The organism is Wolbachia endosymbiont of Phyllotreta cruciferae (assembly GCF_918697765.1).
Classification (GTDB): domain Bacteria; phylum Pseudomonadota; class Alphaproteobacteria; order Rickettsiales; family Anaplasmataceae; genus Wolbachia; species Wolbachia pipientis.
Window position 1 is genome coordinate 735,894 of sequence record NZ_OU953855.1, and the last position, 12,217, is coordinate 748,110.

Genomic DNA, 12,217 nt, shown 5'->3' on the forward strand with positions numbered 1-12,217 from the left:
ATGACTTCTACCAAACAAAAAGGAAAAAATTTTATTCTACAAATTAAAAATATAATATACTCGAAAGCTTTTCAGAGAATCCATTGTGTTGAGTTTTACACGAACAAGAAAACTTCCTTTTTCGGCAGTATTTTCTATGATTTTAAAGTTAGTTAAAAAAAGTTTGGGAATAGAATGTGAACTTATGGAGCCATTGACATGTACCCTCAAAGCAAGCTTTTTCTAAAGCAAGATATAAGATTTATCATACAGGTTTTAAAGAATTTAAGCATCCAAACAGCCTATCAAGATGAGCCTGAGTTGGAGAGGCTATAGGCTTATTGCAGCAGATGGTTCTGGTATGAGATTACCCAGCTCTGAGGAAATTGTATCCGAGTTTGGCCGCTTTAAACCAAATGGAACAACAGGCACAATGCCACCATTGGCAATTTGTTTGTTGATTTGTGTACTTCGCTGATTTGTAGTGCTCGTCTTGCGGCTTGGAATATAGGTGAACAAACGTTGGCGGAAGAGCAATTACCCGAAGTTATCACTCAAATGCGTTCATTAAATCAAAAGAAATTATTATTTATCTATGATCGTCTTCAGTAAAATTCATTCAGCAGCATTATGATTTGGAAGTAGATTTTATTTTTCGCTTGCAAAAAAGAAATTATAGTAAGCTATGGGAACGCTGGCGAATTAGATTTTGATTTTATATTAGAAAATGAAAAGCTAAAAAATAAAATGAAAGGACAGAAAGTAAGAGTTATAGTGCTGACATTAGCCAACTGAGAAACAGAGTTTTTGACCGAGACTTTGGAGCAAAGCTTATGTGTTAAGGTGACACATAGAGGAGTGCTATAAACGACTCAAAGTAGGAGCAGAGTTAGAGAATTTTTCTGGAGAGGCTGTATTACAAGAATTTTGGGCAAACTTGGTCATGTGCAATATATTATCGCTTCATATGTGTGATGCACAAGGGCCTTGGAACCCAGATCAAATTACTGAGTATCGTTTAAATTTTTCAGTTTTATTTGGTGTAATGAGGCAGAAACTCTATCAGGTACTTATTGCGCCAAAAAACTTTCAAGCCCTTTTTAAGTATACGCGCTAAAGTTAAAATCCGACCGGGACAGCCGCAATAAAGTAGATAAGCCTAAACGCCATCATGTCTTTAGGAGAGTTTGCTAATGAAAGTTCTTAAGTTGACGTCATTGTCTGAACAGATACAAATATTGCAATTAAAAGCATTAGACAGGTGGTAGAGGTCTTGGTATTATATAATCTTTAGGTTCTAAATTTGGAAGGGTGGCCGAGCGGCTGAAGGCGGCGGTTTGCTAAACCGTTATACGACCCAAAAGTCGTATCGAGGGTTCGAATCCCTCTCCTTCCGTATACTGTTTTTAGCACGGTTTAAATTCGCTATATTAGCATGTTTTTAGCCTATTTACCAGCGTACCTGATTTTGTTGCAATGGTTTTTATTTCCATTGTCACTGAGATCACTATTAAAAAGTTGGCTAGCATTGACTCAGTATTTATTATAGAATTGGTTATTAACTAAACAACTTTACTTGTATGTATAAAATACTAATTTTACTGTTGATAGTGTTGCCACTTAGGTTGCTTGCAATCGAGATTGAAATTGTTGCAGATGTAAATGGTGAACCAATTTCAAATTTAGATATCGAAAAACGCATCAACTTTATAAATTCATTGTTTGGCACTCAAAGTGTTAATCAAAAAGAAGCAAAGCCTCAAGTGCTTAGGGAGCTAATAGACGAAATTATCATTATCAATGAAGCACAGAGGCTGAATATAAAATTGAGCAACGAGGAGTTAGATAATGCTATTATGTTATTTTTAACCCAAAGTTTTAAACTTAAGGCTAATGAAGTTGATCAATACATAGAGAAGCATAATATAGATCTTGGTATTTTAAGAAAACAAATAAAATGTCAGTTACTGTGGAGCAAAATTATTGAAGTAAGAATTGTGCCATTTATTAATATAAGCGATAAAGAAGTAGATGATGTAAAAAGGCAAACAGAAAAGCCGGATTATCTTATCACGTTCCAAGAGTTTATAATTCCTGATCAAAAAGACAAGGACGTTTATGGTATAGCTGAAGATTTAGTAAAAAAATTACGCAACAGTAATAACCCAGAATCTCCAATAAAGATGCGTAAAGCAACAGTTAATTTAAGTCAGCTAAAAGGAAAACTCAAGAGCGTTTTAGAAGGATTAGAAACCAGCGACATAGCAGGTCCATTCAGTTTCAGTGAAGGTTACTCCGTTATAAAAGTAATAGATAAAGTACAACTTAATCATGCACTGCTGGAAAGCACTTTAAAATTAAAACAGATTGTGGTTGAAGGTTCAGAAAGTTTATTAGATAATCTCAAGGAGCAAAAAGTTAATTGTTTAAATTTTGATAAATTAGCAGATAATTTTAAGCTGCCAAACGCAAAAGAATTTGAAATAAAAATGCGAGATTTAAATCCTGATTTACAGATTTTATTTAGTAAAACAAGTGTGAATGAAATAGTAGAATTGAGAGAAAATGGCACTGCAAAGTTGATGATGTTGTGTGATATCAAGAGTAATGTAGCGGGTATAGAAGCAATCAAACAGAAAATGTACCAACAAAAGATTATGATACAAAGCAACTTGTTATTAGATGATATGCGTAAAAATGCAGCTATCAGTTATCGGTATAGTTGAAGTCAGAGAGTATCCTTGTCTCTGTCTTTGTGTATAGAACTATATAAATTACTTTGTTCTATAAAATTTCAAAAAATTTGAACAAATGTAGTTAAAATAGCACATGAAGAATATAATGCTAATTGGTGGTGGAGTTGGAAATGCAGTGTTATTTTCGATAGGGAAGGCATGTCTTGAAAATAATAACAAGGTTTTGTACTTCGCTGGCTATAAGAAGTTAAGTGATGTATTTAAACGAGCACTGATAGAGCGTGCATCAAATGCAGTAGTTTGGGCATGTGAAGAAGGATTGATAGAAACAAGCAGAGATCAAGATAAATCCTTTCATGGTAATATAGTTGATGCAATAGTCTCTTATCAACAAGGAAGATTAGGTATTAATTTGAACGTTATAGATAAAATTATCACTATTGGTTCTGATAAAATGATGAAAGCTGTGAATGAAGCTAGAAAAACAATTTTAAAGCCATATCTGAAGTCAAGTCATATAGCAATATCGTCAGTTAATTCTCCTATGCAGTGTATGATGAAAGAAATCTGTGCTCAATGTGTTCAGCAACATATAAATAAGGAAACAGGAGAAAGAAGTTTTGTTTATAGTTGCAGTAATCAAGACCAGGATATGGAGTTTATTGACTTTGACTTTTTAAGTGAGCGCTTGAAGCAAAATAGTTTACAAGAAAAACTTACTGCAAAATGGATAGATCATGTTCAAAGATATTAAACAGCACAAAAAGGAAATAAGAGAGCAATATAGAGCTATAAGAAAAGATATTGATGAAAGTTATTCCAGTTATGCGGCAAATTCCCTTATTAATCTCTTTAATCAGAACTTAAGCTACGTTAAAGGCAAAACAATAGCAGCTTACATTCCAATGGATGAGGAAATAGATGTTGTGCCTTTGATGCATAGTTTACTCGATTTAGATTATAAAGTAGCAATTCCTAATAAAAATAAGTTACTAAAATTTGAGGAATGGAACGAAACAAATGAAGATGTAATTCCCGACACAATCATTACTCCTGTTATTGCTTTTGATGATCATTTTAATAGATTGGGTTTTGGCGGTGGTTGGTATGATACAATGATAGAAAAACTGCGGCCACTTGGAAAAATATTTATAGGTGTAGCCTATGAGAAACAATATTGTAAAGATTTACCTGTAGAAAAACATGATCAAAAATTGGATATTATAATCACTGAGATGTGTGTTAGATGTGGAAGTGGATTGCTCAAAAAAGTGGATAAAAAGGAGTAGCGTAACCCCACTTTCTGATAGTAATTTTTGCGTAAAAAAATGCATCAACTTGGTCCTGTGATTCCTCCTTCACTCACTCGTGCAGCACTTGAAATACCTAAGTGAGAAGATGGCTTCATTGCTGCAACTTTCTCATCAACAATTTTTTCTACCTCCTCTATTTTACCCTTACTATTACCCACAAATAAAAACATAGTATTGTATTTACTCAAATAATTTAATTTTATTAACCTGAAAGCTTATTAGATTAAAATTATTAAACTAAGAGTTATAATTTTAGCAACTAAAAGCTGTAAATTGCACCATATAAACAGTTATTTCAAGCAAAAGTTATGCCATTAAGAGCTATGCAACAAACATTTATATTTGTGGGTAATAGTAAGTATTTTACCCTCACCAATGGCCATAATTTTAGATTGAAATTTCTCCATAAGTTCCTCAAGTGCTTCCTTATCACTTTCATAAGTACTAGTACCTTTTTCTCTAAGCTTTTTCATGTCATCTTCTGAAAAATTTTTAATAACTCCATCACTTATTAACCCCTTTATAGCTGCTAGTTGCTCTTTACTTCGGAGCATGCCTATGACCTTTGCTTTACTCTGGGCGTTTTTTATTTTTTCACCTTCTTCGGACATATTATAGCCTATAATCTCTTGAGCCAAACTGTTGTATAATTTACTAAAGTTATCTTTTTTTGGCCCAACCTCAGGCAATTTATCCCCTAAATTTTTAGATAAACTTTTCACTGCTTTTCCTGCATCAATCGCACCTTCTTTTATTTTTTCCCCTGCCTTTCCTATACCTATTCCTACATAACGTGCTCCAATAGCCACAAGCGCTATTAATGTAGCAAGCACAATAAGCGGAGAAAATGCTGCTCCTAATACCATTACGGCAGAAGCTATTCCAATTTTTTTATTTGCAGATGCTGATTTAAAATAATTGACTAGATTGTCCAGTGGACCTTTATTATTATTTATAACATTACTTATTGCTTGCTGATTAACAGATTTTAACGCCTCTTCTATTATTTTTGAGTCAACATTTTCAGAAGTTAAACCTTCAAGCGCTTCTTCAATGAATTTTATAAATAATTCTTTGTTGACCTCCTTTTGCAAGCCTTGGTCATTAATCGCTAAACCTAAATCTTTGAGGTTCATCCCTTTAACTTGTTCTGATAGGGTTGTAAATAACTCTTTTTTCCCCTCTTGTGAGGATTGTGCAATACTTTCTATTATATCTGAAATAGCTTTTCTTAGTTCTGGATAGTCAGTGTCAAAAAACATACTATTGCTAGATTCCATATTCAGCTTCGTTGATTATAAATATGCCTAATTATACATACTAATCATTAATTATATTATAATTGATATAACATACCCCTTTCCAAATATAGAATTTGTATTAAAATATCTAGATTATATGAAATCAAGGTACTTTATGGGTGAAAAAAAATTAAAAGCTGCTGTGGTCTTATCAGGGTGTGGTCACCTTGACGGTGCAGAGGTAAGAGAAGCGGTTTTAAGTTTGCTTGTGCTTGATCAGCAGGAAGTGGATGTTAAATGCTTTGCACCTGATATCAATATCACACAAGTTATGAATCATAGAACAAAAGAGGCAACAAAAGAAAAAAGGAATGTACTTGTAGAAGCAGCAAGAATCGCAAGAGGCGAAATATATGACTTAAAAGAAGCCAAAGCTGAAAATTTTGACATGCTAGTTGTACCTGGTGGATACGGGGTTGCGAAAAATTTATCTGACTTAGCTGAAAGTAAAGACATGGTGACAGTAATGCCTGAATTTGAAAGATTAGTTTCAGAATTTTTTGTTACAAAAAAGCCAATAGGAGCGATATGCATATCTCCAGCCATCATTGTTTCAATTTTAAGTAGCAAGATAGGTAAAGAAGAAAGTAAGGTTAAGGTAACTATAGGAGATGACAGAGAACAGTTGATAGAAAGGCTTGGCGGCGAGCACATAAAATGCGATACAGAGTTATCAATAGAAGACGAAGAACATAATGTATTTTCCTGTTCTGCTTATATGCGTAGCGACGAAAGTACATACTCTGTATATCAAGGGATAAAGCATATGATTGACAGCATGGTAAAAAAGATTAACAAAAAAACTAAACAGCCATTCCTATAAGGTGTACTAAATAAGACTTCTCTATTAATCTGTAAAAGACAAGACTTAATCTGACAGACAAGAATTAACTGACAGAAGAATTGAGGTAGTCAAAACTAATATCAGTCTCTTGTGTAATGCTACTAATATTTTTCTGAAAAGCAACATGTTTGCTATCAAGAAAAGTCTGCATAGGCGTCTTACCATAGCAATATTTACCTGAATGCGGTCTTGTTTCATTGTAAGAACGCAACCAATAATCAACATCAATCTGTAGACCTTCCAAAGAATTGTAGATTTTCTTTCTGAAGATAATATTGTAACACTCATCTTGCATAGTTCTATGAAACCTTTCACATATGCCATTAGTCTGTGGAGAATTGGCTTTGGTCCTAGAATGATCGATATTTTCGATTCCCAAATAAAGCTGATAAGCGTGATTTTCAGGCTTACCACAATACTCTGTTCCTCGGTCTGTAAGGATACGCAATAATGGCACATTTTGCTCATCAAAAAATGGTATCACTCTATCATTCAGCAAGTCAGCAGCAGTAATAGCCGTTTTGTCTGTATAAAGCTTGGCAAATGCTACTCGAGAATAAGTATCAATGAAGGTCTGCTGGTAGATTCTTCCTATACCTTTTATATTACCTACATAATAGGTATCTTGAGAACCCAAATAACCTGAATGTTCGGTGTCAATTTCACCATGTGCTTCTCTTTGTTCTTTAACTTTTTCTAAAGCTGCAAGTTGCTCTTCGGTTAATATAATTCCATCTTGAGCTACTTTTGCTTCCAGTGCTTTAAGTCTTTTCTTGAAAGTTTCAAGATCATTTCTCAGCCATATAGATCTCACTCCTCCCTGAGAAATTATTATACCTCTTTTTCTCAGTTCATTTGCAGCTCTTTCTTGCCCATATGCTGGAAATTCTGTTGCTATACCAATCGCTGCTCTTTCTATATCGTCGGAAACTCTATTCGCTAATAGAGGTTTTTTCTTACTTATCTCATGTAATGCTTCTTCTCCTCCATTTTCGTACAACTCTTTGAATCGATAAAATGTATCTCTTGAGTATCCCATCACTTTGCATGCTTGAGATACATTTCCTAGTTGTTTTGCTAGTTCTAATAACCCTAGCTTTGGTTTTAGTATTTTTGTTTGTATTGTACTCATTTCTAACACTCCTTTCTTTTATTATTTTATAACTTACTTTTTTAAAGTGTCAGATCAAGTCTTGTTTAATACAATTAATCACACAATTAACCGTTGAATTTTACATTTCTAGCTGTATTATGGCTACGTAGCTAAAGTAACTTAGGTTTATCGACGCTTTACTACTTGTTAGCGGTGTGGTGTAGTGGCCATGTATGTTTAGTTCTTTTTTTTAAGGTATTTTGTATGTCAGATCTTTTCTATATTGAAACTACGTGTTGTGTGGACGGTCAGTGTGATGTCTATACAGGGGAAGTGAGTTTTAATGATGTCATGTTAGGCAAGTTCAGTCTAAATTCGTGCAGCGGGAAAGAAGCTATGATAAATCTAGACATTATTACATTCGATATTAATATCGCTATTGATGGTCAAAATGGAAAGACAATAAAAAAAGACCTTAAAGGTCTTGAATTTGTAACTAAAGATGATGGTTCTTGGTATATTAATAAGGATTTTGGTAATGATAAATTTGAAATTATAGTAAAGCAATCATAATTTTACATCTCAGGTGTAACATTTAGTATAGGTGCTACTCTATTTATAATGTTTCTTACTATAGGCGCAGCAATTACTCCCCCGGTATGGTGCATCCCTTGAGGCTCATCAATAGCAATTAGCACTATGTACCTTGGGTCAAGCATAGTTAGCACTCCTATAAATGATGCTATGTTTGCATCTTTGCTATATTTACCATCTACAACTTTTTCCGCCGATCCAGTTTTTCCTCCTATTGAATATGCCTTTATTTTTGCTTTTCTGCCAGTGCCATCTGTTACTGCTGCACGTAATAATTTTCTCATTTCCCTGGAAGTTCTTCTTGAGATAATTTGCTCTCCTATACTTCTTTTATTCAACATCAAGGTTGCGTTATGAAATATCCCATTGTTGATTAATGCTGCTGCAGTTTGTGCAAGATGTATAGGAGTTACAGCTATGCCATAACCATAAGATGCTGTTATTAAAGTGTTTTCACTCCATTTATCCGGGATTATCGGTGTGGATTTTTCTGGTATTTCTATTTTCAAAGGAGAAAATAGCTTCATAGCTTTAAAGTATTCTACCTGTTTTTCAATACCTAGTTTGACTGCAATTTTTGCTGCACCAATGTTGGATGATTTTACAAATATATCTTGCACAGTAATTTTTGGAATTTTAGATTTATGAAAATCCTGAATTTTATACTTTCCAATGGTGATTGGTGTTGATACGTCATATAAATCGCTAGTTTTTGTAGCGTTCGCATCAAGCGCTGCGGCTATTGTAAAGTATTTTAATACCGACCCCATCTCATATACCCCAAGACTGGCGCGATTAAACTTTTGTACGTCTTCTGCCTTATTCTGTAAGTTGGGATTAAAATCAGGTAGGCTGACCATCGAGATGACTTCACTATTTCTCACATTTAAAACAATTCCTACTCCGCCAAGTGCCTGATATCTGCTTACAGCTTTAGTTAGCTCTTCATGCACTATGCTTTGCACTCGTGTATCTAAGGATAGTTGAACATATTGATCAGCAGAGCGTGACCATCCCTGTCGGATGACAGAAGATTGTGCAGAAGCTTGGTCTGGTGTCATTCCAGTGCACTGACACTGGAATCCAGTTTTATGCGCAATTTCATCACAAACATTGTTTTTGACATATGTTTCTGGAATCCGTTGTTCATCACGTAATTTGTCAGTATTTTTATATCTGGATCCCAGTGTCACGCACTGGGATGACACCATCTGTTGTGTGGGGAATTGTTGTGCAGGAATTGCTTTCAAGTTGCAACATTCATACAACTGTATATCAGGTACTTGGATAACAGAATGTTGTTTGTTTTTACTTATATATGCCTCAACTCCTGCAATACCGTTGCCATCTATGTCAGTATAACCAAGCACGTGTGAAAATAAATTACTGTGAGGATATATACGCTTTATGTCGTCATAAAAATTTACTCCTGGTACACCAGCGTTTTTGATCGCTAGTAATTCTTTTGGAGTCAAGTGCCGCTTTATCCAAGCAAATTTCTTTTCTGAAGTAAGTACTCTATATAAGTTCTTGTATTCGAGGTCATGCAAAGTAGAACACAGTTGTGCTGCTATACTTTCCGGATTCTTTACTTTGGTTGCATCTATATATAGTGATGTTGTGGGCACATTTGTTGCTACTACTACTCCATTTCTATCTAAAATATCGGGTTGTTTATGTACTATATTATCTTTTCTAAAATTTTCTGAAGTAGTAAGTTGATCAAATGTGAAAGAGAATATGCGAAAAATAATTATTATATAAAATATAAATAGTGGTACTATAAAATACAGTGAGCGGAGCTTATTTTTAAGTAATGCTTGCATATTTACTTGATTTGACAAAAATGGAAATCATCTTAGCTGAACCACGAGGTTTTTGTGCCGGGGTAAAAAGAGCTGTGGACATATTAGCTATTACTTTAGAAAAATATAAAAACGAGTGCCAAGTTTATGTGCTACACGAAATTGTTCACAATAAATATATAGTAGAGGACTTTAAGAAACAAGGAGTGGTTTTTGTAAGCAGTATCGAGGAAATTGAAGATAATGAAGGAATACTGATCTTCAGCGCGCACGGAGTATCAAAAAATATAGAAGATGAGGCAAAAAGAAAGGGTATTCAAGTGATTGATGCAACATGTCCTTTAGTCAGCAAAGTGCATAAAGAAGCAAAAAGGTATGAAAACAGTGGTAAAGAATTAATTCTCATTGGGCATGAAAACCATCCAGAAGTTAAGGGAATTAGGGGAAGAGTAAACAATCCTATCACTTTAGTGCAAACTTTGCAGGATGTATATGATTTAAAGGTTAAAGATCCAGATAATTTGTCTTATGTTACACAAACTACGTTAAGCATCGACGATACCCGTGACATTATTGCTGCCTTGAAATTAAGGTTTCCAGGCATAACAGGTCCAGATTTAAAGGACATATGCTATGCAACGCAAAACAGACAAAATGCTGTTAAAAAGCTAGCTGAAATTGTAGACATGGTATTAGTTGTAGGAAGTAAAAATAGCTCAAATTCAAACCGCTTATTAGATCTGTGCACTGCCAGAGGAAAAAGAGCCTACTTGATTGATAATTACAGCTGTGTGAATAAAAGCTGGTTTCAGGGCGTAGAAAAGATAGGAATCACTGCAGGTGCTTCCGCTCCTGACATATTAGTTGATGAATTAATAGACTACCTAAAAGTAAGCATGAATGTAGAAGTTTCAGTTATGCCAGGTGGTATTATTGAAAATGTTCAGTTTAAAATACCGAATCTGGTTTAAAACACAACTTATCTACTAAGCTTCTCTTGAAATCACACAAACCAGCATCTATAGCTAAGACGTCATGCCGCGATTCATTAGACTTCTTGCATAACCATATAACGAACTTTTATTGGAAATAGAAACGAAAAAACTTACTTGACACCCTTCGCCAGCCCCCTTATCATGATAGTGAAGCTATTGTATTTGCTTTCGCCAATCTGCAGATTAAAAGGTAAGGATTACTTAATGTATCGGCGTCTTATGTTCAATTTTTTGCAGTATATAGATATTGTATGTCTTTACAAAACTTCATCTACATCTAGATTTTTATCTAAATAAGCTGAACGCGCTTATAAAGCGTTACAAGACATCAAAAAATGCCAATACTCGACAGAGATAGTAAAAGACTAGCTAACTCGGGGATTCTTTGTCTTTTTTTCTGCTTAGTAAATTTCTTAAACATTTGCAGCGTAAGTTAGTTGCAATTAAAAGCAGCTGAATTTCGCTTGTCAAGCGTTTAAAACATAAAAAACGCCAATATTTTAAAGCGGATAATAACCCCAGGGCTTCTTTTGCCTTTTTTTTCGTTTGGTAAATTTCTTAAATATTTACGGCTAATATGAAGCTAAGTACGAACTTTGTTAAACACAACAAATGGTGTCATTCCAGTCTGGAATCCAGGAAAAAGAATGGTGTCATCCCAGTGCCCAAACACTGGGATCCAGTTTTCTTTACAAATTCACCAAAAGTGTTTCATTCTATAACATAAAACCCATACTCACCAAATCCAATGCATTACTTGCAATTAAGTTTCCTGGATCCCAGTGTCTGGGCACTGGGATAACAAAGGAGGACGTTATTCCAGTGCCAAGCACTGACCATTTCTGGTCTCTTAAATTGCAACTAATCTAAGTATTAAAAAATTTACCAAGCGAAAAAAAAGGCAAAAAAAGCCCGATGGTTGGCTAGTTACTTACATTATACTTTCAAGTATGGCGTTTTTTTATTCTAAACGCTTAATAACCGTGACTCAGCCGCTTTTAAGCCGCAACTAATCTAAATTATAAACGTTAAGAAATTTACTAAACAGAAAAAAAGGCAAAGAAACCCTAGGGTAGCTAATTATTCACTATCCATTTTTTAAGTTGGCGTTTTTTGATGTTTTAAATAGCGTATTTCAGCTTGTGTAGCTAGAAATTTGATAAAGACATGAGGTGCACATAGTGCAAAAAATTAAGCATGATTTACGCCAAATACATTAAGTTTTTTTGTCATTAATCCACTGCAGAGATTGCGAAGATAAATAAATAGCTTCAGTTTCATGATAAGGGGGCTGGCGAAGGGTGTCAAGGAAGTTTTTCGTTTCATCCAATGCGCTGCCAAAAGTTTGTTATGCAAGAGATCCCATAAATTGGGTGTCATAATAACTACACCCACATTAATTCTTACTATTACCCACAAATATAAATGTTTGTTGCATAGCTCTTAATGGCATAACTTTTGCTTGAAATAACTGTTTATATGGTGCAATTTACAGCTTTTAGTTGCTAAAATTATAACTCTTAGTTTAATAATTTTAATCTAATAAGCTTTCAGGTTAATAAAATTAAATTATTTGAGTAAATACAATACTATGTTT

General features: G+C 34.2%; 11 protein-coding genes, 1 tRNA gene and 1 pseudogene. 8 read left to right on the forward strand and 5 right to left on the reverse strand.

The window, feature by feature from the left end; all coding sequences use genetic code 11:
- From NL281_RS03450 to NL281_RS03470, 5 genes and pseudogenes are all read left to right on the forward strand, one after another.
- A pseudogene (locus NL281_RS03450) lies at positions 1 to 1,173 on the forward strand (transposase).
- Positions 1,174 to 1,284: 111 nt separating this feature from the next.
- Positions 1,285 to 1,375, forward strand: a tRNA-Ser gene (locus tag NL281_RS03455).
- Positions 1,376 to 1,559: 184 nt separating this feature from the next.
- Positions 1,560 to 2,705, forward strand: coding sequence for a SurA N-terminal domain-containing protein (locus NL281_RS03460; RefSeq protein ID WP_253303628.1), 1,146 nt, complete (start codon positions 1,560 to 1,562; stop codon positions 2,703 to 2,705).
- Positions 2,706 to 2,808: 103 nt separating this feature from the next.
- Positions 2,809 to 3,429: a ferredoxin reductase domain-containing protein gene (locus NL281_RS03465; RefSeq protein WP_015589476.1), complete on the forward strand. Its 621-nt coding sequence runs from the start codon at positions 2,809 to 2,811 to the stop codon at positions 3,427 to 3,429.
- Positions 3,413 to 3,964, forward strand: coding sequence for a 5-formyltetrahydrofolate cyclo-ligase (locus NL281_RS03470; RefSeq protein ID WP_155968432.1), 552 nt, complete (start codon positions 3,413 to 3,415; stop codon positions 3,962 to 3,964). The genes NL281_RS03465 and NL281_RS03470 overlap by 17 nt, the downstream gene beginning before the upstream one ends.
- A gap of 44 nt (positions 3,965 to 4,008) precedes the next feature.
- Here NL281_RS03470 and NL281_RS03475 read toward each other — a convergent pair whose 3' ends face one another.
- Complete coding sequence (locus NL281_RS03475; RefSeq protein ID WP_253303629.1) at positions 4,009 to 4,146, reverse strand: hypothetical protein; 138 nt, start codon at positions 4,144 to 4,146, stop codon at positions 4,009 to 4,011.
- A gap of 156 nt (positions 4,147 to 4,302) precedes the next feature.
- Positions 4,303 to 5,268 carry a hypothetical protein gene (locus NL281_RS03480; RefSeq protein ID WP_253303630.1) on the reverse strand — a complete coding sequence of 322 codons (966 nt, stop codon included), beginning with the start codon at positions 5,266 to 5,268 and terminating at the stop codon, positions 4,303 to 4,305.
- Between the two features lie 136 nt (positions 5,269 to 5,404).
- Here NL281_RS03480 and elbB point away from each other — a divergent pair, with 136 nt between their 5' ends.
- Positions 5,405 to 6,112 carry an isoprenoid biosynthesis glyoxalase ElbB gene (gene elbB, locus NL281_RS03485; RefSeq protein WP_022626165.1) on the forward strand — a complete coding sequence of 236 codons (708 nt, stop codon included), beginning with the start codon at positions 5,405 to 5,407 and terminating at the stop codon, positions 6,110 to 6,112.
- A gap of 64 nt (positions 6,113 to 6,176) precedes the next feature.
- On the opposite strand, the gene NL281_RS03490 is transcribed toward elbB, so the two are convergent.
- The gene (locus tag NL281_RS03490) at positions 6,177 to 7,265 is read right to left on the reverse strand and encodes an IS481 family transposase (RefSeq protein WP_253303703.1); all 1,089 of its coding nucleotides are present in this window, start codon (positions 7,263 to 7,265) and stop codon (positions 6,177 to 6,179) included.
- Between the two features lie 225 nt (positions 7,266 to 7,490).
- On the opposite strand from NL281_RS03490, the gene NL281_RS03495 reads away from it, so the two are divergent.
- Entirely contained in the window at positions 7,491 to 7,799 is a 309-nt protein-coding gene (locus tag NL281_RS03495) for a hypothetical protein (protein WP_039963709.1), read from the forward strand.
- Positions 7,800 to 7,801: 2 nt separating this feature from the next.
- Here NL281_RS03495 and NL281_RS03500 read toward each other — a convergent pair whose 3' ends face one another.
- The gene (locus tag NL281_RS03500; RefSeq protein WP_253303717.1) at positions 7,802 to 9,646 is read right to left on the reverse strand and encodes a peptidoglycan D,D-transpeptidase FtsI family protein; all 1,845 of its coding nucleotides are present in this window, start codon (positions 9,644 to 9,646) and stop codon (positions 7,802 to 7,804) included.
- Positions 9,647 to 9,666: 20 nt separating this feature from the next.
- Here NL281_RS03500 and ispH point away from each other — a divergent pair, with 20 nt between their 5' ends.
- Entirely contained in the window at positions 9,667 to 10,596 is a 930-nt protein-coding gene (gene ispH, locus NL281_RS03505) for a 4-hydroxy-3-methylbut-2-enyl diphosphate reductase (protein ID WP_253303718.1), read from the forward strand.
- Positions 10,597 to 11,811: 1,215 nt separating this feature from the next.
- On the opposite strand, the gene NL281_RS03510 is transcribed toward ispH, so the two are convergent.
- Positions 11,812 to 12,039, reverse strand: coding sequence for a hypothetical protein (locus NL281_RS03510; protein WP_253303631.1), 228 nt, complete (start codon positions 12,037 to 12,039; stop codon positions 11,812 to 11,814).
- Between the last annotated feature and the right edge of the window lie 178 nt (positions 12,040 to 12,217).

Coding starts and splice junctions, on each gene's coding strand:
- NL281_RS03470 (WP_155968432.1), top strand. CDS start 3,413: ATGTTCAAAGATATTAAACAGCACAAAAAGGAAATAAGAGAGCAATAT.
- NL281_RS03480 (WP_253303630.1), bottom strand. CDS start 5,268: ATGGAATCTAGCAATAGTATGTTTTTTGACACTGACTATCCAGAACTA.
- NL281_RS03460 (WP_253303628.1), top strand. CDS start 1,560: ATGTATAAAATACTAATTTTACTGTTGATAGTGTTGCCACTTAGGTTG.
- NL281_RS03465 (WP_015589476.1), top strand. CDS start 2,809: ATGAAGAATATAATGCTAATTGGTGGTGGAGTTGGAAATGCAGTGTTA.
- ispH (WP_253303718.1), top strand. CDS start 9,667: ATGGAAATCATCTTAGCTGAACCACGAGGTTTTTGTGCCGGGGTAAAA.
- elbB (WP_022626165.1), top strand. CDS start 5,405: ATGGGTGAAAAAAAATTAAAAGCTGCTGTGGTCTTATCAGGGTGTGGT.
- NL281_RS03490 (WP_253303703.1), bottom strand. CDS start 7,265: ATGAGTACAATACAAACAAAAATACTAAAACCAAAGCTAGGGTTATTA.
- NL281_RS03500 (WP_253303717.1), bottom strand. CDS start 9,646: ATGCAAGCATTACTTAAAAATAAGCTCCGCTCACTGTATTTTATAGTA.
- NL281_RS03495 (WP_039963709.1), top strand. CDS start 7,491: ATGTCAGATCTTTTCTATATTGAAACTACGTGTTGTGTGGACGGTCAG.